This is a genomic window from Luteimonas sp. RIT-PG2_3, assembly GCF_054902115.1.
In genome coordinates this window covers 1-23965 of record NZ_JBUBPF010000007.1, presented here as the reverse complement: position 1 = coordinate 23965, position 23965 = coordinate 1, and the positions used below count along the sequence as shown (strand labels likewise).

The following is a 23965-nucleotide window of genomic DNA, read 5'->3' as shown; positions in this document are numbered from 1 at the left end:
AAGGGCTATTTTACCTGCTCGGCAATGCCGACGTCGCCGCTGGCGATCAGGCTGCGATGGGTCTGGACCCGGCGCGCGAATTCCTCGGGCGGAAGACCCGGCGAAAACAGGAAGCCCTGTCCGACCGGGACGCCGAGTTCGACCATGAAGCGCCGTTGCGCTTCCGATTCGATGCCTTCCGCGACCAGGCCCAGGCCCAGGCTGCGGGCGATGCCGGTCACGGCTTGGCAGACCGCGACGTCGGACTGGTTGCCGGGGACGCCGGCGACGAACAGCTGGCTCAGTTTCAGGCCATGGATCGGCAGCCGGCGCAGGTAGTTCAGCGCGCTGTAGCCTTCGCCGAAATCGTCGATCGTCAGCATCACGCCCAACTGGCGCAGCGTTGCGAACGTGCGCAGGGTTTCCGGCGCGTCTTCGATCAGCACGCGCTCGGTGAATTCCAGTTCCAGCGCTTCGCCGGGAAGGCCGTGTTCGGCGAGGACGCTGCGCACGCTTTCGGCCAGGTCCTCGCCCAGGAACTGGCGGTAGGACACGTTGACCGCGATGCGGATGATGCCCAGGCCGTCGTCGCGCCATTGCGCGACCTGCCTGCAGGCCTCGCGCAGCACCCAGTTGCCGATGCGCACGATGTCGCCGGTGCTCTCGGCATGGCCGATGAAATGGTCGGGGCGCATTTCGCCCAGTTGGTGGTTCTGCCAGCGGATCAGCGCTTCGGCGGCGACGATGCCGCCGTGCTGCAGGTCGATCTGTGGCTGGTAGACCAGGCGGAACTCGTCGTTGTCGGCCGCGCGGCGCAGCTGGCTCTCGACGCGCAGGCGGTCCTGCTGCGACTGCGCCAGTTCGGGCGTGTAGATCTGCCAGGCGTTGCGGATCCGCCGCTTGCTGTCGTACATCGCCGCATCGGCGTTGTGGATCAGCTGCTGCGGGCGATCGCCATCGCGCGGCGCCGAGGCGATGCCGATGCTGGTGGTGATCGAGAATTCTTCCTTGTCGAAACGGAAGCTCAGCGTGAACGATTCGATGATCGCTTCGGCCAGTTTCACCGGGCGGTCGGGATCGTCGGCGGTGGCGCAGATGACCAGGAATTCGTCGCCGCCGAAACGGGCGATCAAGCCCTGGCTGCCGACCGCCTGGCTGATGCGGTGGGCGGCGGTCATCAGCAGTTCGTCGCCCGCCGAATGGCCGAGGACGTCGTTGACCATCTTGAAGCGGTCGAGGTCGATGTACAGCACGGCCAGGCGCGCGTCCGGGTCCTCCATGCGCGCGCCGAGCTCCATCAGGATCGCTTCGCGGTTCAACAGCCCGGTCAGCGGATCGGTGCGTGCGCGCAGGCGCAGGATTTCCTGTTCCTGCTTGCGTTCGGTGGTGTCCTGCAGCGTGCCGGTGATGCTGATGACTTCCGATTGCCCGCTTTCGACCTGGCCGATGATGCGGATCCAGAACAGGCGGCCGTCGTCGCGCGTGCCCTGGACTTCCAGGTCCAGCGTGGAGCCGGCGCCGATGGTCAGCCGCAGCGCGTCCTGCAGCCGTTGGCGGTCGGGTGCGCACAGGCGTTCGAGCAGGGTATTGATCGAGGTCGGCAGCGTCGGCCCGCCGAGGATGCGCATGGCTTCCTCGGTCAGGTACAGCGCGTCGCGCTCGACTTCCCACTCCCAGCCGCCGATGTGCGCCAGCGCCTGCGCGCGGTCGAACAGGGCACTGTCGCGCTTGAGCGCGGTGACGTCGCTGAAGAACGCCAGCACCTGCTTGGGCGTCTTGCCACCCGGCGGGAACAGCGGCACCGTGGACACCGACAGCCAGCGCAACCGGCGCTCGGGCTTGTGGTACAGGCCCAGCACGCCGCTCTGCATCGCCATGCCGGTACGCAGCGTGCGGATCGTCGGCAGGTCGTCGAGCGGGATGCGGTGCCCGGCCTCGTTGACGATGTTCCAGTCTTCGGGGCGCAGGTAGTCGCGGAAATCGTGGTGGGGTTCGGCGCCCAGGATGCGCATCGCGGCGGCATTGGCCTGGACCAGCGCGCCGTGCGCGTCCTGCACCAGCACCCCCTTGTCGATCACTTCCAGCAGTTGCCCGTAGCGCACCTCGGCATCGCGGCGGGCGCTGAGGTCGCGCGCGACCGCGACCAGGCAGTCGCGGCCGTCGTGCTTGAAGCCGGCGCTGTGCACCTCCACCGGAAAGCGCGTGCCATCGCCGCGCATGTTGGTGACTTCGATGACGTAGGTTTCGCCGCGGCGGATGGTTTCCCAGACCGGTTGCAGGTGATCCTTGGGCAGGTCGGGATTGAGCAGTTCGATCGGCTTGCCGACGATCTCGTCGCGACAACGCCGATAGGCGGTCATGCCGGCCTTGTTGAGGTCCAGCACGATGCCGTGCTCATCGAGGATGCTGACCGGGTCGGGCACCGCGTCGAACAGCGCGACGTACCTCAGGTAGGCCGTGCGTGCGTCTTCCAGCGCGGATTGCAGCGATGCGTGCGCCTGGGCGAACAAGGCGCGGGTCTGTTCGGGGAGTGCCGGGTCGCTGCTGGCCGTCGCAAGCGACGACAGCAGCGCTGCCCGACCATCGTCGTCGGGCAGGGTCGCGGCCGTTTCCGGCGGCGACGGCAGGCTCATCCCGGCGACTCCAGCGCCTTGCCGACGCGGCTGCCGGTTTCGCGGCCGAGCACGCCCGCCAGCCAGCGGCCGGTCTCGGCCAGCATCGCGATGTCGATACCCGTGTCGATCCCCATACCCTGCAGCATATACACCACATCCTCGCTGGATACATTGCCGCTGGCGCCTTTGGCGTACGGGCAGCCGCCCGCGCCGGACACGGCCGCGTCGATGACGGCCACGCCATCCTCCAGGCAAGCCAGGATATTGGCCAGCGCCTGGCCGTAGGTATCGTGGAAATGGATCGCCAGCGCGGCCATCGGGACCTCGGTGGCCACGGCCTGCAGCATCGCCCGGGCCTTGACCGGGGTGCCGACGCCGATGGTGTCGCCCAGCGAGATCTCGTAGCAGCCCATGTCGTGCAGGCGGCGGGCCACGCGGACCACGTCCACCAGTGCGACCTCGCCCTGGTAGGGGCAGCCCAGCACCGTGGAGACGTAGCCGCGCACGGCGATGCCATCGGCGCGGGCGCGCTCGAGCACCGGCGCGAAGCGCTGCAGCGACTCGTCGATGCCGGCATTGATGTTCTTGCGGTTGAAGGCCTCGGAGGCCGCGGTGAACACCGCGATCTCGCGCACGCCGACCGCCAGGGCACGGGCGTAGCCCTGTTCGTTGGGCACCAGCACCGGGAAGCTGATCGTTTCGGGCTTGTCGATCGCGGCAAAGACCTCGCTGGCGTCGGCCAGCTGCGGCACCCATTTGGGGCTGACGAAGCTGGTCGCCTCGATCGTGCGCAGGCCGGTCCTGGACAGACGGTTGATCAGTTCGATCTTGGTCTGCGTCGGGACGATGGTCTTTTCGTTCTGCAGGCCGTCGCGCGGGCCGACTTCGACGATGCGGACGCTGGCAGGGGTTTTGCTGGAAAACGACACGTTCAGGACTCCAGGATCACGAGGACGGTATCGGCCTCGACGAATTCGCCCGCTTGCGCGCGGATCTCGGCGATCTTGCCCTCGCGTGGAGACTTGAGGGTCAGTTCCATCTTCATCGCTTCCATGACCAGCAGTTCCTGGCCGGCGACCACCCCGTCACCGACCGCGGCCTTGACCGCCACGATACGTCCTGGCATCGGCGCGCGCACGCGGTCGTCGCCGGCGGCGTCCCCGGCGGTGCTGGCCTGGTAGGCCGGCACCGGTTCGAGGACCAGCCGTTGTTCACCATCGTGGGCATCCAGCCGCTGCGCGTCCAGTCGCAGCACCACGCGGACGGCACGCCCGTCCACGCGCGCCGACAGGATATCCCGATCCAGCCGTGCCCCGCTGATCGTCACCGTGGTGCCGTCGTATTCGATCCGGTACTCGCCGGCGGCGCCGTGCGCGGTCAGGGCGATGCGCTCGCCGCGGTGCAGGAAGGCCAGCCGGCGCTGGCCGGCATGACCGAGCCGCCAGCCGTCGGCGATCGCCCAGGGCGAGCCCGGATCGCTCGACGCGCTGGCCTGATCGCGGCTGTCGCGCTCGTGCGCGAGCAGGAAGCCGGCGCTCGCCGCGGCGAGCAGCGTGGTGTCCAGTGCCGGCACGCGAACGAATTCTTCGAGATGGCGGTCGAGGTAGCCGGTATCGATGCGGCCCTCGACGACGACCGGATGGCGGACCAGCTGCTCGAGGAAGCCGATGTTGGACTTCGGGCCGTCGATGACGCAGTCGGCCAGCGCCTCGCGCAGCCGGGCGAGGGCGCGCGGGCGATCGGCGTCGTGGACGATGAGCTTGGCGATCATCGGGTCGTAGAAGATCGTGACGGTATCGCCTTCGATGACGCCCGAATCGATGCGCACCTGCGGCGACGGCTCCGGGAAACGCAGGCGCTTGAGCTTGCCCGAGCCGGGCAGGAAGCCTGCCTCCGGATCCTCGGCATACAGGCGCACTTCGATGGCATGGCCCTGCTGCTGCACCTGCTGCTGTTGCATCGGCAGCGCCTCGCCGGCAGCGACGCGCAGCTGCCACTCCACCAGGTCCAGCCCTGTGACCAGCTCGGTCACCGGATGCTCGACCTGCAGGCGGGTGTTGATCTCCATGAAGTAGAACTGGCCTTCGGGATCGACAATGAACTCGACGGTGCCGGCATTGGCATAGTCGATCGCGCGCGCGGCCATCACCGCGGCCTCGCCCATGGCCTGGCGCAGGGCCGGGGTCAGGAACGGCGATGGCGATTCCTCGAAGACCTTCTGGTAGCGGCGCTGCGCCGAGCACTCGCGCTCGTTGAGGTGGATCACATCGCCCTGACGGTCGCCGAAGACCTGGATCTCGATATGCCGCGGCGAGCTGATGTAGCGCTCCAGCAGCACGCGGTCGCGTCCGAAGGCGTTGGCTGCCTCGCGCTGGCAGCTTTCGAGATTGGGCAGGAACTCATCGAGGCCGCGCACGATGCGCATGCCCTTGCCGCCGCCGCCGTGGGCGGCCTTGATCATCAGCGGAAACCCGATCCGTGCCGCCTCGCGCGCCAGCACCGCCTGCGACTGGTCCTCGCCGGTGTAGCCGGGCACGACCGGCACGCCGGCCGCCTGCATCAGCTCCTTGGCGCCGGCCTTGCTGCCCATCTTGCGCATCGACGCCGCCGACGGGCCGATGAAGACCAGCCCGGCCGCTTCGACCGCGTCGGCAAAATGGGCGTTCTCGCTGAGGAAGCCGTAGCCCGGATGGATCGCCTGCGCGCCGCTGCGCAACGCGACCTCGAGGATGGCATCGCCGCGCAGGTAGCTTTCCTGCGGGCGTGGTCCGCCGATCGGGTAGGCCTCGTCGGCCTGGCGCACGTGCTGGGCATCGGCGTCGGCTTCGGAGTAGACCGCGACGGTGCGGATGCCCAGCTTGCGCGCGCTGCGGATCACCCGGCAGGCGATCTCGCCGCGATTGGCGATCAGGATCTTGTCGAACATTGCTTGGTCATTCCGCGACATGGCAGACCGCCTCGATGTTGTTGCCGTCCAGGTCGAGGACGAACGCGCCGTAGTAGGCAGGGTGGTAGTGGGGACGCAGGCCGGGTGGCCCGTTGTCGCGTCCACCGGCCGCGATCGCCGCGGCATGGAAGGCATCGACGGCGGCGCGATCGGGGGCGGTGAACGCGATATGGCTGCCCTGGCCCACGGGGTTGCCATGGACGTCAGGACCACCGCGAGCGGCGGCCTCGATGATCCAGAACGAGGGCTTGCCGTCGCGACCGAAGCCGTGCTGCGAGGGCATGCCGATCGCACTGCCGTCCAGCGACATCACCAGGGCATGGCCCAGTGCGCCCAATGCCCCGGTGTAGAACCTGCTGCTGCGCGCGAGGTCGGCGACATGGATGCCGACATGGTCGAGCACCGTCACGAGGACGCGCTCCATGCGGCCGCGCGCTTGTCGAGGAAGGCCGTCAAGCCTTCCTGGCCTTCCGCGGAGACCCGCAATGCAGCGATCAACGCCGCGTTGTCCTGGTCGATGCGGTCGCGGTCATGCAGGGCCGCCACGTGCCGCACCAGTTGCTTGGCCGCGGCGCTGGCGACCGGACCGGCCTTCAGCAGCAAGGCGATCTGGCGATCCACCGCGGCATCGAGCGCATCGGCAGCCACGACATCGTGCAGCAGGCCGATGTCCTTCGCGCGCGCAGCGTCGAAGATCTCGGCGGTCGCGAACCACCGCCGTGCCTGGCGCGTGCCGATCGCGGCAATGACATACGGCGAAATCACGGCAGGCAACAGTCCGAGCTTGCTTTCGGTCAGGCCGAACTTCGCCTCGGGCACGCCGATGGCGATGTCGCAGCAGGCGACCAGGCCGACACCGCCGCCGAAGGCCGCGCCGTGCACACGCGCGATCGTCGGCTTGGGCAGTTCGTCCAGCGTGCGCATCAGGCGGGCGAGGGCAAGGGCGTCCTCGCGGTTGTCGGCCTCGCTGGCCGAGGCCATGGCGCGCATCCAGTTGAGGTCGGCGCCTGCCGAGAACGAAGCGCCAGCGCCTTCCACGACCACGACCCGGACCGAGGTGTCCGCACCCAGTTGGCCCAGCGCCGACGTCAGTGACGCGATCAGGCCGGCATCGAATGCGTTGTGCAGTTCCGGGCGTTGCATCCGGATCCGGGCCACGGCCCCGCTGCGTTCGATCGAAAGGGCATCTGGCATGGCGACTCCGGAGCAGGGGCAGGGCCGCATCATAGCGACTCGGCTTTCCCCTAACTGCGCATACCAGATATAAGAGTATAAAATATCGATAACAATTCCCATTCATAGCGCGCCCACTTGAACCTCTGCCAGCTGCCTCGGCGTACGCCAGCAATCGTCGATCGGATAGAACACAGGGGAGCGCGCGATGCGATCGCGCGCCGCCTGCATGAACTGGGATTTGTCGACGGCGAGCCGGTCGAAGTGATGACGTCCGCGCCGTTCGGCGGCGACCCCTTGCTGGTCCAGATCGGTTTCACGCGCTTCGCCCTGCGTCGCAGCGAAGCCGAGCGCGTCCTGGTCCGTATGGGAGACGGCGCATGACCGCGCTCGCAGAACCGCGCTTTGCGCTGGTCGGCAATCCGAACTCGGGCAAGACGGCCCTGTTCAACCTGCTGACCGGCAGCCGGCAGAAGGTGGCCAATTACGCTGGCGTCACCGTCGAGCGCAAGGAAGGCCGCATCCTTGGCCCACAGGGCGAACGCTGGGCACTGCTCGACCTGCCGGGCGCCTACAGCCTGCAGCCGGCGAGCCTCGACGAAGCGATCACCCGCGACCTCTGCCGGGGTTTCTACCCGGGCGAGGCCGCGCCAGACGTGCTGGTCTGCGTGGTCGATGCCACCAACCTGCGCCTGCACCTGCGCTTCGTGCTGGAACTGCGCGAACTGGGCAAGCCGATGGTGGTCGCGCTGAACATGGCCGATGCCGCCGCGCGTCGCGGCATCGTCATCGACCGTGCGGCGCTGGAGCGCGAACTCGGCGTGCCGGTCGTGGAGACCATCGCGATCCGTCGCAACGGCGCGAAGGACCTGCTCGAGCAACTGGCCAGGATGGTCGCGCACGTGCCGGCGGCACCGGGTCCGCTGCCGGCGGGTTCCGACCTGCACGCACGCACGCGCGCGCTGTTGGCGGCGGCGGTGACGATGCCGCGGCGCACCGCGAAGATCGACGACGTGCTCGACCGGTGGCTGCTGCATCCGGTGTTCGGCCTGATCGCGCTGGCGGCGATCATGTTCCTGGTGTTCCAGGCGGTTTACGCTTGGGCGACGCCGGTCATGGACCTGATCGATGGGGGCAGCGGCGCGCTCGCCGAATGGGTCAAGGCGACGCTGCCCGATGGCCCGCTGACCAGCCTGCTGGCCGATGGCATCATCGCCGGCCTTGGCGGCGTGATCGTGTTCCTGCCGCAGATCCTGATCCTGTTCTTCTTCATCCTCGCGCTGGAGGAATCGGGATACCTGCCACGCGCGGCGTTCCTGCTCGACCGCCTGATGAAGGGCGCCGGTCTTTCGGGCCGATCGTTCATCCCGCTGCTGTCCAGCTTCGCCTGCGCGATCCCCGGGATCATGGCCACGCGTTCGATCCAGGATCCGCGCGACCGCATCGCGACGATTATGGTGGCGCCGCTGATGACGTGCTCGGCGCGGCTCCCGGTATATGCCCTGCTGATCGGCGCGTTCATCCCGCAGCAGCAGGTCTGGGGCGTGTTGAACCTGCAGGGGCTGGTGCTGTTCGGCCTGTACCTGGCCGGCATCCTCAGCGCGCTCGCGGTGTCGTACGTGATGAAGAAATGGCGGCGCGACAAGAGCGAGCACGCGCTGATGCTGGAGCTGCCGTCGTATCGCCTGCCGCATCTGCGCGACCTGGCGATCGGCCTCTACGAACGCGCGATGATCTTCCTCAAGCGCGTTGGCGGCATCATCCTGGCGTTGACCGTGCTGCTGTGGTTCCTGCTGTCGTTCCCGGCAGCGCCCGAAGGCGCGACCGGCGCCGCGATCGACTACAGCTTCGCCGGCAGGATCGGCCATGCGATGGCCGCGGTGTTCGCGCCGCTGGGCTTCAACTGGCAGATCTGCATCGCGCTGATTCCCGGCCTGGCCGCACGCGAAGTGGCGGTGGCATCGCTGGCGACCGTATATGCGCTGTCGGCTGCCGACGATGAAGCCGCCGCGCAGGCGTTGACGCCGATCATCACCGACGGCTGGTCGCTGGCGACCGGCCTGTCGCTGCTGGTGTGGTTCATCTACGCGCCGCAGTGCCTGTCGACCTGGGCGACGATCAAGCGCGAAACCAATTCATGGCGCCTGATGGCGATCAATGCCGGCTACCTGTTCGCGCTGGCGTACCTGGCGTCACTGGTGACCTACCAGGTCGCCGTGGCGCTCGGCGGAGGCTGAGGATGACGACCGGCGGCGCCCTGCTGCTGCAGTACGCGATCGTCGCGGTCGCGGTGCTGCTCAGCGCGTTCGTCGTGTTCCGGAAGTACGCGCCGCAATCGCTGCGCAATGCGCGCATCGGGCTCGCGCGCCGGCTGCTGCGCGACGGACGCCCGGCCTGGATGCGGACGCTGGGCCAGTGGATCGCGCCGATCCCGCTGGCCACGGGCAAGGCCTGCGGCGGCTGCGACAGCTGCAGGTAAACGCCTGCTGGCACGCGCCGGACCGCTCGCGAACCGGGTATCCCTTGCGGACGTGATGCGCGTCTAGTGGCGTCCGCCGCGCTTGGTCGGTGGGCGGCGCATGTCGTTGGTCGGCGTGACTTCGACCGACAACTGGAAACTGCGTTCGTCGCCGGCAAACAGCGCGCCCACGCCGACGACCTGCCGGTTGATCTCCTTGCCTTCGTCGTCGCGGATCACCAGCACCACGGCGTATTCCCAGGCGCCGCCTTCCGCAGGGTGGCGGATGTTGCCTTCCACCTGCAGCGCCGTCGTGGTCTTCAGTGCAGGCGCACCGGGCGTGGTGGTCGCATCGAAACGCAGGTAATGCATGCACGAAGGACAGCGCGCCGCGCTTTCCAGGATCGTGGTCTTGCAGTGCGGGCAGGTGCGCGTGGCACCTGCGGTCCCCGGGCGCGCCGTGCTCATGAAGCGAGCTCGGCCTCCGCCTTGGTGTCGTGTTTGGCAGCGCCGTCGCGCTTGGCGGCATCCTTGCTGTCCCAGCCGGTCTCGATGTGGCCACGGATCTTGGAGCCTGCCGCGACGGTCAGCGATCCGGCCTTGACGTCGCCGACCAGCACCGCCGAATCCAGCAGTTCGACCAATGATGCCGATTCGATGTTGCCTTCGAGCTCACCGGCCACGACGACCTGCTTGGCGCGCACGCCGCCGCTGAGCTTGGCGCCGCTCTCGATGCGCAGGTTGCCCTGCACGTTGACGTCGCCTTTGAACTTGCCCGCGATGCGGACATGGCCGCTGCCCTCGATCTTGCCCTCGATGGTGATGTCGGCGGCGATCAGCGATTCCTTGAGCTCCGGCTGCGACTGCGTCGGCGGGGCCGGACGCGGCGGCGCGACCTGGGTCGGGTTGAAATCGGTGACGGGTGGCGCCTCGCGCGGAAGGACCGGCGGGGTGTCCGCGGCAAAGGAGGGTGCATCCTTCTTCGGGGGGCTTTGCGGGAAGATCGCCATGCGTCGGAGCTCCTGAACAGGGGAAGGGTCTGCGCAGCCGGCCCAGCCGGCTACAGGGGATATGCAGCTCCACCGAGCCTAGCGGGCCATTGTGACGGTTTGCTGTGACGACGCTCACACAATACCCGAGTCCGCCAATGGTTTACGACGTTTTTACAATCTGGCGGTTGAGGTTCGAATGCGGTCTCGACGCGCGCCCGACTGCCTATGCGGGTGGTGTCGTTCCCGCGGGTGTTCGCTCCAGCCTGACCTGCCAGCGCAGGTCGATGCACGAGATTGCCGCGGCGTCGGGGTCATCGCGCTGGAGCAGGGCCAGTGGCGCTTGCACGCGCTGGGGACCATGTGCGGGTTGCGGGGTGTCGTCCCCCCATCCTGTCAGGCTGGCGCCGGCACGTGCCGGGATCAGCCAATAGTCGTCGGCAGGTAACGGCGTGCCGGCCTCGAACGCGATCTCGATGCCGTGTTCCAGTGCGAACCAGCGGTCCGGCGCAATGGCGACGCCGCCGCCATGTGCCGCGCTGCCAGCGTGATGCCAGCGCTGCAGGCGGGCCGGGCCGTCGAGCGGATAGTCGCCTGCCGAAGTCCCCTCGGCCGGTTGCAGGACCATGCGTTGGCCGTCGCTTGAGACCACCTGCAGCAACGCCAGCGCGCTCGCGGAGGCATGCACGAATCGCACCCATTCGCCGACCCGTGCGCCGTCGAGAGCGTCCGGGGCGTCGAGTTCGACATGCAGACGGCCATCGGACTGCGCGATCCACTCGCGCAGGATTTGCTGCTGGCTGCCATTGGCACGCGCCCATGCAAACGTGGGAGCCACGTGCCCATCGCCGCCGCGCAGGATCTGCACGCGGTACAGCGTGTTGTCGATGCCCCGATAGCCGGTTGCGGTGGGGATGTCGTCAGGGGCGTCATGGCCCTGCTGAAGGCGCGTACGCATGCGCCCGCGATCGGGAGTGGCCGGCCAGGCATGGGTGTCGATCGGGGCATCGCATGGCAGCAGGGACAGCTGCCATTGCCAGCGCGTGCGCAGGTGGCCATTCCCATCCTGCAGCGCGGGATCGAGCAGTGCCGGATCCTGCCAGGGTGCGATCTCCTGCTGGCTGGCCTGCAGCATGACCAGCATGGTCAGCGTGCCGGGATCATCGAGTGCGAACGCGGATGGCGCCTGGGCCTCGAAGGGAATGCCGTCCACCCAGTAGCGCCCAGGGAGCAGTCGTCCGTGGATCCGTCCCATCGAGCACGCGACGGCATCGATCCTGAAGCTGTCGGCGGGGGCGTGGGGAGGGACTGCGTGCGTACCGAACAGGTCGCGGCTGAGCAGGCGCAGCGCGTGCTGCATGATCGCTGCCTGCTCGTTCCAGTCCGCATCCGTCAGCATGCGGCCCTGCTGCAGCAGCACCGAGGCGTAGCCCTTGCGTGCGTCGAAACTGTCACGGGAGATGTCGGCGGGCATGGCAACCGGACGCGTCGTGGAAGACGCCTTGTATCACATCCGGAATACGCCGAATTTCGCCGGTTCGATCGGCGCGTTCAACGCGGCTGAGAGGCCCAGCCCCAGCACCCGGCGGGTATCGGCCGGGTCGATGATGCCGTCGTCCCACAGGCGCGCCGTGGCGTACCAGGGGCTGCCCTGGGATTCGTACTGGTCGCGGATCGGCGACTTGAAGGCTTCTTCTTCCTCGGCGCTCCAGCTCCCGCCCTTGGCCTCGATACCGTCGCGCTTGACGGTGGCCAGCACGCTGGCGGCCTGCTCGCCGCCCATCACGCTGATGCGCGCGTTCGGCCACATCCACAGGAAGCGTGCGCCGTAGGCGCGGCCGCACATCGCGTAGTTGCCGGCGCCGAAGCTGCCGCCGATGACGACAGTGAACTTGGGGACCGAGGAACAGGCCACCGCGGTCACCATCTTGGCGCCATCCTTGGCGATGCCGGCGTTCTCGTACTTGCGGCCGACCATGAAGCCGGTGATGTTCTGCAGGAACACCAGCGGAATGCCGCGCTGGTTGCACAGCTCGATGAAGTGCGCGCCCTTGAGCGCGCTCTCGGAAAACAGGATGCCGTTGTTGGCGACGATGCCGACCGGGTAGCCATGGATATGCGCGAAGCCGGTGACCAGGGTCTTGCCGTAGCGCGCCTTGAATTCGTCGAAACCGCTACCGTCGACGATGCGCGCGATGATCTCGCGGATGTCGAACGGGCGGCGGGTGTCGCGCGGCACGATGCCGTACAGCTCTTCGGCGGGATAGGCGGGCTCGCGCGGTTCGCGCACCGCGACCGGAAGCACTTTGCGGCGATTGAAGTTGCCGACGATGTCGCGGGCGATCTGCAGCGCGTGGCGGTCGTCCTCGGCGAAATGATCGGCCACGCCGGACACGCTGGTATGCACGTCGGCACCGCCGAGGGCTTCGGCATCGACGACTTCACCGGTCGCCGCCTTCACCAGGGGCGGGCCGCCGAGGAAGATCGTGCCTTGTTCCTTGACGATGATGCTCTCGTCGCACATCGCAGGCACGTAGGCGCCGCCGGCGGTACAACTGCCCATGACCACGGCGACCTGGGGGATGTTTTCCGCGCTCAGGCGTGCCTGGTTGTAGAAGATCCGGCCGAAATGCTCCTTGTCGGGGAACACCTCGTCCTGCAGCGGCAGGAAGGCGCCGCCGGAATCGACCAGGTAAATGCAGGGCAGGCGGTTTTCGCGGGCGATTTCCTGCGCGCGCAAGTGCTTCTTGATGGTCATCGGGAAATAGGTGCCGCCCTTGACCGTGGCGTCGTTGGCGACGATGACCACTTCCTGGCCCTGGACGCGGCCGATGCCGGCGACCACGCCTGCGGCCGGCGCTGCGCCGTCGTACATGTCTTCGCCCGCCAGCGGAGCGACTTCGAGGAACGGCGAGCCCGGGTCGAGCAGGGCGGTAATGCGGTCGCGGGCCAGCAGCTTGCCGCGCTCGGTGTGCTTGTTGCGCGCCTTCTCGCCGCCGCCATCCGCCGCCCGTGCCAGCCTGCGGTCCAGTTCGGCGACCAGTGCGCGATGGTGCTCGGCGTTGGCGATGAAGTCAGGGGAACGGGCGTCGAGCTGGGTGGTCAGGAGCGACATGGCATCTGCACGGGCAAGGTGAATGCCACAGGATACCGTCGCGGCTCGGCCGCTCGCCGGATCGGGGCGTCGGTTCTGCGAAGCGGCGAACGGATATCTGTCGAGGCGATACCGATGGTGCTTTCGCCTGGCTTGCGGATGTTCCTGTGATCGCGAGCGCGAGGCCGACTGGAGGGGCGACGGTCGGCGGAGGACAGGGGCGGTGGCCATGCCGGTCTGCGTCCGCGACAGGCGATGTCGGCGAAAACGTTTACATGTTTCGTGCCCGTTCGGTCCCGGGATAGGCGAAATCCGAAAACCGTTTATCCGCCGTTTGGCCTGAAGATGAATGGAAGCCAAAAAAAAGCCCGCACGCGGCGGGCTTTTCGATCCGATCGGCGCGAGCCGATCAGTTCTTGGCGGCGTCTTCGGCCTTCGCAGCGGCGTCCTTGACGGCGCCGGCGGTGTCGGCAGCGGCGTCCTTGACCGCGTCCTTTGCGTTGGCGGCGGCATCGGAAGCAGAAGCGGCAGCGTCGTGCGCGGCAGCGTGGGCGCTGTCAGCGGCGTCGGAGGCGGCAACGGCGGCATCGCTGGCAGCGGCCGAGGCGGAGTCGGCGGCGGCGGTGGCCGCTTCGCTGGTGGCGGTGGCAGCGGACTGGACGGCATCGCCGGCAGCAGCGGCGGCTTCCTGCGCGCTGGCAGCAGCGGCGTCAGCCGATTCCTGCGCGCTCTGGTTGTTGTTGCAGGCAGACAGGGCGAGGGCGCCGACGGCGACCAGGGTCAGGATCTTGGCATTCATGGTGAGCTCTCCAAAGGAAAATCGAACAAGGAAAAGAGGGCGATCGACAGCAACAGCGTGCAACGGCGAGCGCGTGAAAACCGTTGTAAATCAAGCCTCGCCTACAAAAAAGGAAGTCGCCGGCATGCCGACGACTTCCTCGTTACCTCAGGTACCGCGTAGAAATCAGTTCTTGACTTCTTCCGCAGCGTCCTTCGCAGCCTTGGCCGCGTCTTCCGCGGTTGCAGCAGCGTCGGCAGCCACTTCGCCAGCGGCGTCGGTGGTCGCGGTGGCAGCGTCGGCAGCGGCGTCGGCAGCGGCGTCAGCAGCGGCAGCGGCGTCGGAGGCAGCAGCCTGCGCGGTATCGGCAGTCCCGGCGGTGGTGTCGGCAGCGGCGGTCGCGGCATCGGCAGCGGCGTCGGCAGCGTCAGCAGCCGCGCTCTCGGCCTGCTGCTGGTTGCTGCAGGCGGCCAGGGCGAAGCCGAGAGCCAGGGCAAGCAGAGCCTTGTTGATGGTCATTGTGATTCTTCCTCGTCAGTGGGTTAGGCAACGCGCTATTGCGCGCCGATGACAATCATGACAAGCCGCCATCGGGTGTCAAGCGGTTGCCCTGAAATTTTTTCGTGAAAGGGTTGTTAACCCCTTCACGCGATCTCGACTGCGATTGCGGTTGCCTCGCCGCCCCCGATGCACAGGGTGGCGATGCCGCGCTTGAGGCCGCGGGCCTGCAGGGCGTACAGCAGGGTCACGACCAGGCGGGCACCGCTGGCGCCGATCGGGTGGCCGAGGGCGGTCGCGCCGCCGTTGACGTTGATCTTTGCGTGCGGGATGCCCAGCTCCTTGATCGGCGCCATCGCGACGACCGAGAACGCTTCGTTGACCTCGAACAGGTCGACCTCGTCGACCGACCAGCCGATCTTGGCCAGCAGGTTGCGGATCGCGCTGACCGGGGCGGTGGTGAACCATTCGGGTTCCTGCGAGAAGGTGCTGTGGCCGACGATGCGGGCCAGCGGCTTGAGGCCGAGACGGCTGGCTTCATCGGCACCGATCAGGATGGTCGCGGCGGCGCCGTCGGAAATGCTGGACGAGCTGGCGGCGGTGACCGTGCCGTCCTTGCGGAACGCTCCCTTCAGGGTCGGGATCTTGGCGGTGTCGGACTTGCCCGGCTGCTCGTCGGTCGCGTACTCGACGTCTCCCTTGCGGGTCGACACCTTGACCGGGACGATTTCGGCGGCGAAGGCGCCGGAGGCGACCGCGGCCTGGGCGCGCTTGACCGATTCGATCGTGTAGGCGTCCTGCTGCTCGCGGGTGAACGCGTACTTGTCGGCGGTGGCTTCGGCGAACACGCCCATCGACAGGCCGTCGTAGGGATTGGTCAGGCCGTCCCATGCCATGTGGTCAACGAGCTTGGCGTCGCCGTAGCGCAGGCCGGGACGCGCAGAGACCATGTGCGGCGCATTGGTCATCGACTCCATGCCGCCGGCAATGACGATCGTGGCCGAACCGGCCTTGATGAGATCGTGGCCCAGCATGATGGCCTTCATGCCCGAGCCGCAGACCTTGTTGATGGTGGTGGCACCGGCAGCACGCGGCACGCCTGCCGCGAGCGCGGCCTGGCGGGCGGGGGCCTGGCCGAGGTTGGCCGGCAGCACGCAGCCCATGATGACCTCGGACACGCTGTCGGCGGCGACACCGGACTGTTCCAGGGCGGCCTGGATGGCGGTGGCGCCGAGCGTGGTGGTCGGGACGCCGGTGAACTGACCGAGCATGGAACCGATGGCCGTGCGCTTGGCACCGACGATGACGACGTCACTCATGACAGCAAACTCCAGGGGGGGGCGGTAGGTCATCGATTATCGCGCCCGCGGCGGCCGGGCGGCAAACCAATGCGCTGAAACCCGGCTTGCGGAAAACAGATACCGCGATGCCGTCGCGGCAGGCAGGGGCCGGGTATAGGATGGGGCCGCAACCGTCAGCGCGATGAGGGGCAGTGCCGGGGCGAAGGGCTGAGAACCTGTCCACGATCTTGCTGCGCTTGCCAGCTGGCGCGCGTGCGGTGCTCGAAATGCTCATGTATTCGCATATACCTTGCGCTTTCTGCGCTCCGCCGCACGTCATCTGCCGGCGCTCGCGACAGATCGTGAACAGGTTCTGACAGGAGGGATGCCATGGCGCCTGGAACCGAGTGGAGCGTGTTGCCGTCCAGCATGGGCCCTGTGCCGCCCGCGCTGACCGGGCGGATGCTGTGCGTGCTGGCCAGCCTGTTGCTAGCCAGCCTGCTGCTGGCGGCCTGCGGCGGTGGCGGTGGGACGCGCGCCGATGCGCCCAGCCCGCCTCCGGTCGCGCCGCCGCCACCGCCGCCCACGCCGCCGACACCCACCGTCGTGGTCGAGACGCCCAACCCGGCCTACAGCGCGCACTGGCTATGGAGCGGGGCCAACCTGGCCCAGCAGCAGGGGCTGACCGGTGCCGGCATCCGCATCGGCGTCATCGATACCGGCGTCAATCGCAACCACCCGGCGCTGTCGGGGCGGGTACTGGCCAACCTCAACTATGTCGACCCGGCGACCAACAATCTGGCCGTTGACGACGTCGTCGGCCACGGCACGGCCGTGGCGCAGATCATCGCCGGCAAGCCGTTCGGACAATGGCCGGGCGGCATCGCGCCGGGCGCGCAGATCCTGTCGGCGCGCATCATCAACGACAAGCGCCCCGACGACGACGGCAGCGGGCAGGGCAACGAAGTCAGCGGCGCGCTGGGACTGGAGCCGATCCATCGCGAGCTGGCCGCGCGCGGCATGCGGATCATGAACAATTCCTGGGGCGGCCTGTACTGGACCAACCCGGAGGCGACCCATCCGATCGCGCAGGAATACCGCGACTTCATCCACAATCGCGATGGCCTGGTGGTGTTCTCGACCGGCAATTCCGGCTTCGCCGATCCGTCCAGCACCGCGGCGCTGCCCAGCCAGGCCGGGCCCGGCGGCAGCCGTCCCGCGGCCGACCTCGAACGCGGCTGGCTGGCGGTCGCGGCCCTCGACGCCTCCAATCGCGTGCTGCTGGCCGATTACGCCAACGCCTGCGGCGTGGCGATGCACTACTGCCTCGCGGCGCCGGGCACGGTCGTGGTGACAGGAACCAACGACCCGGCCAACCGGCCCGAATACTGGCGCTGGAGCGGGACCTCGTTCTCGGCGCCGATCGTCTCCGGGGCGGCGGCGCTGGTCTGGGAAGCCTTCCCGTATTTCAACAACGACCTGGTCCGCCAGACCCTGCTCGGTACCGCGATCGACATCGGCGCGCCCGGCGTCGATCCGGTGTTTGGGTACGGCGCGCTCGACATCGCCAGCGCGGTCCGTGGTCCGGCGCGCTTCGACTGGGGCGATGTCGTCGCTGATTTCGACAATGCGGTGTCCGAATGGCGCAATCCCATCAGCGGCGCCGGTGGACTGGTCAAACGCGGCAGCGGGACGCTGGTGCTGCGCGAAAGCGGCACGTTCACCGGCGACACCCGCGTCGAGGGCGGGACGCTCAGGCTGGAAGGCAACCACTCCTGGACCACGGACGTCACCGTGGCGTCGGGTGGGCGGCTGGGCGGCTACGGACGCGTCGACAGCATCGTCAACAATGGCACGGTGCTGTCGGATGGGGGAGCGTTCGGGACGCGGGGCGACTACCGGCAATCGGCGGGCGGCAGGCTGGCGGTGTTGCTGGGCAACGAGTTCCTGGTCGCGGGCACGGCCTTTCTCGACGGCGATCTGCAGGTACTGGGCTGGCGCAGCGGCTACACCACGACGTCGGCCGTGACCGTGCTGGCGGCCGGCGATGTCGTCGGCCGCTTCGCGACCTTGTCGACGGCAAGCAACATCTTCCTGCAGGGCGCGTTGGACTACACCGCCTCGCAGGTGGTCCTCAACATCACGCGCATGGACGTCGCCAGTGCGGCGAAGTCCTTGCCCGGTATCAGTCCTGCGGGCGTGTCCGCGGCGCAACGCGTCGAGCAGGCGTTCGCTCGCCTGGATCGGCTGGATCTGCCGGCGCGGATGGAGGACGCGCGGGGCATCGCCCAGGCAGGCGAGGCGTCCAGTGCCGCGGCGGTCGCCGAAGATTTCATCCGCATTGCCGGGCAGTTCCAGCAGATCGACGATGCGGCTGCCGCGAAGGCTGCGCTCGACAGCCTGTCCGGCGAATCGCATTCGCTGGCGACCACGCTGACGTTCGATGCCATCGACATGGGCCGCCGCGCGCTGTCGTCACGGTTCTCGCGCGGCGATGGCCGGAGCGAGGGCGTCGCGGTCTGGAAGCAGTCGCTGGGCGAGGGGGGCGTCACCGGCATCGCCAGCGGCAGCGTGACGCCGCAAGGCTGGCTGCTCGGCCGCGACCAGCCCTGGGGCAGGGATGCGGTGGTGGGATTCGCCTTCGGCGAGAGCCGCGTCGACGATCGCATCGGCGGCAATCGTGATCGCAGCCGCGACCGCCAGGCGCATGCCCAGCTCTATGCCGCGCGCATGTCAGCCGGCGGCTACGCGATGACGCGCCTGGGGTTCGGACGCTTCGACCGCAGTATCGAACGCAACCTGCTGGCTGCCGTGGCGGCCGACACACGCAGCGGCGTGGCCAGCACGTATTCGGGCGACTACGCCAGCCTCGGCATGGAAACCGGCCGCGTGCAACGCCTGGGCGGGCTGCAGCTCACGTCCTACCTGGGCGGCGAACATGTCCGCGTGGCCAGCGACGGTTTCACCGAATGGGGTGGGCAGGGCTTCGGCCTGCAGGCGCGTGCGGCGACGATGACGCGCACGCAGGCGATCGCAGGGCTGCGCATCGAACAGGCCTGGGCAGGCGCCACGCTGCAGGCCTACGGGGAATGGCAGCAGACCCTGGCGTCCAGTGGTTTCGACGTCGCGGCCAGCTTCGTCGGTGTCGACAGCTGGTCGCCATTGCCGCTGGCCGACGCCGCGCGCTCGGGCGGCCTGTTCGGCGTGGGCGCGGAGGCCTGGCTCACGCGCCATGCCCGCATGTCGTTCGGCCTGGATCAGCGGTTTGGTCCGCGTGGCCGTGAGCGCAGGGCGTCGGTGCGGTATGTGTGGGAGTTTTGAGGCGGCAAGCATGTCAGCGGGCGCCAGGCTCCCACAGTGCCTGCATGGCATGTCGCGCGATGGACTGCGCTCGTCCCGCCCGGCGTAGCACGCCGGGCGTTCGAGGCCGCGCCAGCCAATGGCTCGCAAGCAGCGGCCTCTCACCCAGCCCGCCGAAGCGCGGCGGGCGCTCAGCTGACCCGCGCGGCAGTGCCGCGCAAACGAGTCAGCTTCGTTCCGGCCCGATGAAGCACATCGGGCGCTCGCACGACCGACGCAGCATGCTACGTAAGCAGGTCAGCTTCGTTCCGGCCCGGCGAAGCACGCCGGGCGCTCAGCTGACCCGCGCGGCAGTGCCGCGCAAACGGGTCAGCTTCGCCCTTCGAACAATTCGCGGCCGATGAGCATGCGGCGGATTTCGTTGGTGCCGGCGCCGATCGCGTAGAGCTTGGCGTCGCGCAGGATGCGGCCGGTCGGGTACTCGTTGATGTAGCCGTTGCCGCCCAGCGACTGGATGGCTTCCAGTGCGACCTGTACCGCGCTTTCCGAGGCGTGCAGCAGGCACGAGGCAGCGTCGATGCGCGACTTGTGGCCGGCGTCGAAATCGCGTGCGACCTGGTAGGCGAACGCGCGCGACGACTGCAGTGCGGTGTACATGTCGGCGACCTTGGCCTGCATGATGCCGAACGTGCCGATGGCTACGTCGAACTGCTTGCGGTCGCGGACGTAGGGCAGGGTGATGTCCACCGCCGCCTGCATCAGGCCCAGCGGGCCGCCGCTGAGCACCAGGCGCTCGGTGTTGAGGCCGCTCATCAGCACCTTGACGCCGTTGTGGACGTCGCCGAGCACGTTCTCGACCGGAATCTCGCAGTTCTCGAACACCAGCTCGCAGGTGTTGGAGCCGCGCATGCCCAGCTTGTCGAGCTTCTGCGCGGTCGAGAAACCCTTGAAGCCCTTCTCGACGATGAAGGCCGTCATGCACTTGCTGCCTGCGTCCTTGCCGGCGGTGCGCATGTAGACGACAAGCACGTCGGCTTCGGGACCATTGGTGATCCACATCTTGTTGCCATTGGCGACCCACACGCCGTCGCGCAGTTCTGCGCGGCACGACATCGAGCCGACGACGTCCGAGCCCGCGCCCGGTTCGCTCATCGCCAGCGCGCCTTTCCACTCGCCGCTGCACAGCTTGGGCAGATAGCGCTCGCGCTGCGCCTGGTTGCCGTTGGCGTAGAGGTTGGACACGCACAGGTTGGAATGCGCACCGTAGCTCAGGCCGACCGAGCCGGACGCGCGCGAGATCTCTTCCATCGCGATCAGGTGCGCGAGATAGCCCATCTCGCTGCCGCCGAATTCGCCGGGGACCGTCAGTCCGAGCAGGCCGAGCTCGCCCAGTTGCGGCCACAGCTCCTGCGGGAACCAGTTGTCGTGGTCGATGGCTTCGGCGCGCGGCGCGATCTCGGATTCCGCGAAACGCCGGACGGCGTCGCGCAGCGCGTCGAGTTCTTCACCCAGTGGAAATGCCCGCATTCGTTGCTCCTGTTGCCTGTCGCTGGTTGTTGGCGCATGGGGAGCCTGGGCTCCATGTTCCTGCGCGTGTCAGAGGGGTGTCATCAAAGTGCGATCAGCTGCCGCGGATACGTCCCTGGAAACGCAGCGCGCCGCGTCCCATGGGCAGCTTGAGCTTGCCGATCGCGGAGATCCTTTCTTCGGCCAGGCGATCCGCGGCCTGGTAGGTCGGCACGCCTTCGCGCTCGGAGATCTCGAAGATACGGCCGAGGTTGTGGTAGATCGTGCGCATCATCCGCATCGCGCGCTCGCGGTTGTAGCCGTCGATCTCCAGCGAGATGTTCATGACGCCGCCGGCATTGACCGCGTAGTCGGGCGCATAGACGATGCCGCGCTTCTGCACTTCGTCGCCGATGGCATTGCTGGCCAGCTGGTTGTTGGCCGCGCCGCAGATGACCTTGGCCTTGAGCCGGTCGAGCGTCTTCTCGTTGACGGTGCCGCCCAGCGCGCACGGCGAGTAGACGTCGGCGTCGACGTCGTAGATTTCGTCCGGGGCGACCGCTTCGACGCCGTACTCGCTGACGGCACGCTCGACACGCTCAGCGTTAATGTCGGTGACGAAGATCTTCGCACCGCGCTCCTTGAGCAGTTTGACGAATTCCATGCCGACGTGGCCAAGGCCCTGGACGGCGTAGCTGTACTTGCCGACTTCCTCGTCGCCGTACTTCTTGTTCAAGGTGGCCATCAGGCCCTGCAGGGTACCGTAGGCGGTGAACGGGGACGGATCGCCGGAGCCGCCATGCACCTGGTGCACGCCGGTCACATACTGCGTCTCGCGGTAGACGAACTCCATGTCGTTGACGTCGATGCCGACGTCCTCGGCGGTGATGTAGCGGCCGCCCTGCGAATCGACGAACTGGCCGAATGCACGGAACAGCGCTTCCGACTTGTCCTTGGCGGGGTCGCCGATGATCACGGCCTTGCCACCGCCCAGGTTCAGGCCGGCAACGGCGTTCTTGTAGGTCATGCCGCGCGACAGCCGCAGCACGTCGTCGAGCGCGTCCTGCTCGGTGCGGTAGGGCCACATGCGCGTGCCGCCCAGTGCCGGTCCGAGCACGGTGTTGTGGATCGCGATGATCGCCTTCAGGCCCGCGTCCTTGTTGTGGCAGAACACCACCTGTTCGTGGCCGTAAGTCTCAAGGTGTTCGAAAATCATGGCTCGCTCCAAAGCCCGCGTGCGCAGCTGAATGCGGCGGGGCTGATCGGGTTGGGGATAAGTGATTGAATCGAATTGAGTTGACGGTCGTGCAGACGCGGGTCCAACCCGTGAAGCGCGGCATTCTACGCGCCCGCTCGCGGATTTTCCTGTGCGTTTGGCTTGCCTTTCCCGGCAGCGACGAAACAGCCGCTGGCGTATGGCGTTTCAGAGCTGCGATTCGATCGGCAACCAGCCGATGACTTTGGCCTGGATTCTCTGCCAGTGTGTCGTATCTGGCTCATTTTCAAGCGTAAATGCAGGATCGTGGTCGCGATCGAGCCAGCGCACCTTGCCGTTTTCAAGATACAGCCAATAACTGATATCTGGTTTCGCCATGTGCAGATATTCGTCGCGCAATGCGACCGCCAGTGCCGGGTCGTCGAACAGCACGCCCATCTCGGTATTGAGGTCGATCGAGCGCGGGTCGATGTTGAACGAACCAATGAAGCCGTGGCGGTCGTCGATGATGAAGGCCTTGGTATGCAGGCTGGCGCCACTGCTGCCGAACAGGCTGGACGCCTGCGCAAGCTGGGCGCGGATTTCGTAGAGCTGCACGCCGCCTTCGAGCAGGGGTTTTCGGTAGCGTGCATAGGCGCCATGCACGGCAATGACGTCGTTGGCGGCCAGGGAATTGGTGATGACGCCGACCTGGGCGCCGCGCTCGCGCACCATCGCGGTGAAGCCGTCGACGCCGTCCTGTCCGGGGACGAAGTATGGCGAGATCAGCAGCGCCTTGTGGCGCGTGGTCTGCATGACCTTGATCAGTTCATTGACCAGGCCATGGCGGCGTGCGTCGTCCTTCTTCCACTTCAGGGGGCCATCCGAGACCACGCGGATGCTGTCGCTCCAGTGCGGCGAAAGGTCCTGCGCGAAGTAACGGCGCACGCTTGGCGAAGCATCGATCCTGTCGAGGTAGCGCCGCGCTACCGGACTGCGGGCTTCGTCATGGATCTGCTGCAGCACGCTGTCGAGTTGCCTGCGCGGCTTGCGGTTGAGTTGCGCGATCGGGACCACGGCCTCGCTGTTCCAGAACTCGTCGAAGATCGTGCTGGCCTGCTTGACGGCGGGGCCGAACAGCACCACGTCGAGGTCGCGGAAGTTGGTGTCGGTGGCGGCGTCGAAATACTCCACGCCGACGTTGCGGCCGCCGACCACGGCCACGCGGCCGTCTGCGATCCAGGCCTTGTTGTGCATGCGATGGGTGATGCTGAACATCCGTTGCACCATTTCCAGCACGCGCGCGATGCCGGAGCGGTTTCGGAACGGGTTGTAGACGCGGATCTCGATGTTCTCGTGGGTGTCCATCGCCAACAGCGCGACGTCTTTGCCTGAGGTGTTGATGTCGTCCAGCAGCAGGCGCACGCGCACGCCGCGTTCGGCCGCCTGCCAGGCCTCATGCAGCAGCAGGTGGCCGGTCAGATCGTCGTGCCAGATGTAGTACTGCAGGTCCAGGCTGCGCCCGGCCTGGCGAGCGGAGAGGGCACGCGAGGCGAATGCGTCGATGCCGTCGGGCAGCAGGATCGCCCCGGTCTTGCCGGGATGGCGCGCGAGCAGCGGCACCAGTTCGCGGTCCAGCGCGGTCTGGTCCTCGGCGATCGGCAATGCGTGGCTCGGGCTGCCCTCGGCCGGTGGCATCAGCCGGTCGGCCAGCAGCATGCCGCTGGCCACGAGGGCCAGCAGGCTGAAGAGCCCCCAGCCGATGATGCGTTTGGCGCGGGTTTTCATCGCCCGATTGTAGGGCAGTCGGCTTGCAGCGGAAGATGCGGGCGGCGGGCAGTGCTGCCGTCAGGGACAAGGCCGCAGGTATCCCGAACCTAGGGCTGATCGTTGGCGATACGCTGCGCGTCATGCCGGGTGATTTGCCACATGATGATCGCCGCGGTGAAAGTTCTTCGGTGCGTGCTCGATCGGTCGAAGACCTCGGCCCATCCGGCACCAGGCGGTGTCCCGGCCGGGAATTGCGGAAAGCGGGCCACGGATGGCTCGCGGCGGCGAGTCAGCCAAGGGTAAGCAGGGGCTGCTTGCGCGGCATTGCCGCGCAGCCCATGCGAACGCCCGGCGTGCTTCACCGGGCCGGACCGGGTCGCACA

At 67.7% G+C, this 23965-nt stretch carries 20 protein-coding genes; 4 read left to right on the top strand and 16 right to left on the bottom strand.

The window, feature by feature from the left end:
• Positions 1–5: 5 nt before the first annotated feature.
• The 5 genes from ACYX7E_RS12325 to ACYX7E_RS12305 are packed head-to-tail and all read right to left on the bottom strand — an operon-like array spanning position 6 to position 6735.
• Positions 6–2612 carry a sensor domain-containing protein gene (locus ACYX7E_RS12325; protein ID WP_462080880.1) on the bottom strand — a complete coding sequence of 869 codons (2607 nt, stop codon included), beginning with the start codon at positions 2610–2612 and terminating at the stop codon, positions 6–8.
• Positions 2609–3523 (bottom strand): hydroxymethylglutaryl-CoA lyase, encoded by a 915-nt coding sequence (locus ACYX7E_RS12320; protein ID WP_462080879.1) that lies wholly within the window; start codon positions 3521–3523, stop codon positions 2609–2611. The genes ACYX7E_RS12325 and ACYX7E_RS12320 overlap by 4 nt, the downstream gene beginning before the upstream one ends.
• A 2-nt stretch (positions 3524–3525) precedes the next feature.
• Entirely contained in the window at positions 3526–5520 is a 1995-nt protein-coding gene (locus ACYX7E_RS12315) for an acetyl/propionyl/methylcrotonyl-CoA carboxylase subunit alpha (protein ID WP_462080878.1), read from the bottom strand.
• Positions 5521–5527: 7 nt separating this feature from the next.
• Complete coding sequence (locus tag ACYX7E_RS12310) at positions 5528–5944, bottom strand: VOC family protein (protein WP_462081018.1); 417 nt, start codon at positions 5942–5944, stop codon at positions 5528–5530.
• Between the two features lie 2 nt (positions 5945–5946).
• Positions 5947–6735, bottom strand: a complete 789-nt coding sequence (locus tag ACYX7E_RS12305; protein WP_462080877.1) for an enoyl-CoA hydratase-related protein — start codon at positions 6733–6735, stop codon at positions 5947–5949.
• Between the two features lie 117 nt (positions 6736–6852).
• On the opposite strand from ACYX7E_RS12305, the gene ACYX7E_RS12300 reads away from it, so the two are divergent.
• From ACYX7E_RS12300 to ACYX7E_RS12290, 3 genes are read left to right on the top strand one after another with little or no spacing between them, the layout of a single operon-like run.
• A complete protein-coding gene (locus ACYX7E_RS12300; protein WP_462080876.1) occupies positions 6853–7098 on the top strand; it encodes a FeoA family protein in 246 nt (81 codons plus the stop codon).
• On the top strand, positions 7095–8951 hold the full coding sequence (feoB, locus tag ACYX7E_RS12295) for a ferrous iron transport protein B (protein ID WP_462080875.1): 1857 nt from the start codon (positions 7095–7097) through the stop codon (positions 8949–8951). The genes ACYX7E_RS12300 and feoB overlap by 4 nt, the downstream gene beginning before the upstream one ends.
• Positions 8952–8953: 2 nt before the next feature.
• A complete protein-coding gene (locus ACYX7E_RS12290; protein WP_462080874.1) occupies positions 8954–9193 on the top strand; it encodes a DUF6587 family protein in 240 nt (79 codons plus the stop codon).
• A gap of 63 nt (positions 9194–9256) precedes the next feature.
• On the opposite strand, the gene ACYX7E_RS12285 is transcribed toward ACYX7E_RS12290, so the two are convergent.
• From ACYX7E_RS12285 to ACYX7E_RS12255, 7 genes are all read right to left on the bottom strand, one after another.
• On the bottom strand, positions 9257–9640 hold the full coding sequence (locus ACYX7E_RS12285; protein WP_462080873.1) for a hypothetical protein: 384 nt from the start codon (positions 9638–9640) through the stop codon (positions 9257–9259).
• On the bottom strand, positions 9637–10182 hold the full coding sequence (locus ACYX7E_RS12280) for a bactofilin family protein (RefSeq protein WP_462080872.1): 546 nt from the start codon (positions 10180–10182) through the stop codon (positions 9637–9639). Before ACYX7E_RS12280 ends, ACYX7E_RS12285 begins: the two co-directional genes overlap by 4 nt.
• 205 nt (positions 10183–10387) lie before the next feature.
• Positions 10388–11635: a DUF6519 domain-containing protein gene (locus tag ACYX7E_RS12275; protein WP_462080871.1), complete on the bottom strand. Its 1248-nt coding sequence runs from the start codon at positions 11633–11635 to the stop codon at positions 10388–10390.
• Between the two features lie 33 nt (positions 11636–11668).
• Positions 11669–13276 (bottom strand): carboxyl transferase domain-containing protein, encoded by a 1608-nt coding sequence (locus ACYX7E_RS12270; RefSeq protein WP_462080870.1) that lies wholly within the window; start codon positions 13274–13276, stop codon positions 11669–11671.
• Positions 13277–13664: 388 nt separating this feature from the next.
• Positions 13665–14054, bottom strand: a complete 390-nt coding sequence (locus tag ACYX7E_RS12265; RefSeq protein WP_462080869.1) for a hypothetical protein — start codon at positions 14052–14054, stop codon at positions 13665–13667.
• Positions 14055–14219: 165 nt separating this feature from the next.
• Positions 14220–14552, bottom strand: a complete 333-nt coding sequence (locus ACYX7E_RS12260; protein ID WP_462080868.1) for a hypothetical protein — start codon at positions 14550–14552, stop codon at positions 14220–14222.
• Between the two features lie 125 nt (positions 14553–14677).
• Entirely contained in the window at positions 14678–15850 is a 1173-nt protein-coding gene (locus ACYX7E_RS12255) for a thiolase family protein (RefSeq protein ID WP_462080867.1), read from the bottom strand.
• A gap of 423 nt (positions 15851–16273) precedes the next feature.
• Here ACYX7E_RS12255 and ACYX7E_RS12250 point away from each other — a divergent pair, with 423 nt between their 5' ends.
• Positions 16274–19132 (top strand): S8 family serine peptidase, encoded by a 2859-nt coding sequence (locus ACYX7E_RS12250; RefSeq protein WP_462081017.1) that lies wholly within the window; start codon positions 16274–16276, stop codon positions 19130–19132.
• Between the two features lie 348 nt (positions 19133–19480).
• Here ACYX7E_RS12250 and ACYX7E_RS12245 read toward each other — a convergent pair whose 3' ends face one another.
• From ACYX7E_RS12245 to ACYX7E_RS12230, 4 genes are all read right to left on the bottom strand, one after another.
• Complete coding sequence (locus tag ACYX7E_RS12245; RefSeq protein ID WP_462080866.1) at positions 19481–20638, bottom strand: acyl-CoA dehydrogenase family protein; 1158 nt, start codon at positions 20636–20638, stop codon at positions 19481–19483.
• A 94-nt stretch (positions 20639–20732) separates the two neighbouring features.
• Positions 20733–21833: a Glu/Leu/Phe/Val dehydrogenase dimerization domain-containing protein gene (locus tag ACYX7E_RS12240; RefSeq protein WP_462080865.1), complete on the bottom strand. Its 1101-nt coding sequence runs from the start codon at positions 21831–21833 to the stop codon at positions 20733–20735.
• A gap of 207 nt (positions 21834–22040) precedes the next feature.
• Positions 22041–23600, bottom strand: coding sequence for a phospholipase D family protein (locus ACYX7E_RS12235; RefSeq protein WP_462080864.1), 1560 nt, complete (start codon positions 23598–23600; stop codon positions 22041–22043).
• A gap of 89 nt (positions 23601–23689) precedes the next feature.
• The coding region (locus ACYX7E_RS12230) for a hypothetical protein (protein ID WP_462080863.1) at positions 23690–23965 on the bottom strand (276 nt) is incomplete at its 5' end.

Coding starts and splice junctions, on each gene's coding strand:
- ACYX7E_RS12280 (WP_462080872.1), bottom strand. CDS start 10,182: ATGGCGATCTTCCCGCAAAGCCCCCCGAAGAAGGATGCACCCTCCTTT.
- ACYX7E_RS12290 (WP_462080874.1), top strand. CDS start 8,954: ATGACGACCGGCGGCGCCCTGCTGCTGCAGTACGCGATCGTCGCGGTC.
- ACYX7E_RS12250 (WP_462081017.1), top strand. CDS start 16,274: ATGCTGTGCGTGCTGGCCAGCCTGTTGCTAGCCAGCCTGCTGCTGGCG.
- ACYX7E_RS12270 (WP_462080870.1), bottom strand. CDS start 13,276: ATGTCGCTCCTGACCACCCAGCTCGACGCCCGTTCCCCTGACTTCATC.
- ACYX7E_RS12265 (WP_462080869.1), bottom strand. CDS start 14,054: ATGAATGCCAAGATCCTGACCCTGGTCGCCGTCGGCGCCCTCGCCCTG.
- ACYX7E_RS12245 (WP_462080866.1), bottom strand. CDS start 20,638: ATGCGGGCATTTCCACTGGGTGAAGAACTCGACGCGCTGCGCGACGCC.
- ACYX7E_RS12315 (WP_462080878.1), bottom strand. CDS start 5,520: ATGTTCGACAAGATCCTGATCGCCAATCGCGGCGAGATCGCCTGCCGG.
- ACYX7E_RS12240 (WP_462080865.1), bottom strand. CDS start 21,833: ATGATTTTCGAACACCTTGAGACTTACGGCCACGAACAGGTGGTGTTC.
- ACYX7E_RS12305 (WP_462080877.1), bottom strand. CDS start 6,735: ATGCCAGATGCCCTTTCGATCGAACGCAGCGGGGCCGTGGCCCGGATC.
- ACYX7E_RS12275 (WP_462080871.1), bottom strand. CDS start 11,635: ATGCCCGCCGACATCTCCCGTGACAGTTTCGACGCACGCAAGGGCTAC.
- ACYX7E_RS12325 (WP_462080880.1), bottom strand. CDS start 2,612: ATGAGCCTGCCGTCGCCGCCGGAAACGGCCGCGACCCTGCCCGACGAC.
- ACYX7E_RS12285 (WP_462080873.1), bottom strand. CDS start 9,640: ATGAGCACGGCGCGCCCGGGGACCGCAGGTGCCACGCGCACCTGCCCG.
- ACYX7E_RS12260 (WP_462080868.1), bottom strand. CDS start 14,552: ATGACCATCAACAAGGCTCTGCTTGCCCTGGCTCTCGGCTTCGCCCTG.
- feoB (WP_462080875.1), top strand. CDS start 7,095: ATGACCGCGCTCGCAGAACCGCGCTTTGCGCTGGTCGGCAATCCGAAC.
- ACYX7E_RS12255 (WP_462080867.1), bottom strand. CDS start 15,850: ATGAGTGACGTCGTCATCGTCGGTGCCAAGCGCACGGCCATCGGTTCC.
- ACYX7E_RS12235 (WP_462080864.1), bottom strand. CDS start 23,600: ATGAAAACCCGCGCCAAACGCATCATCGGCTGGGGGCTCTTCAGCCTG.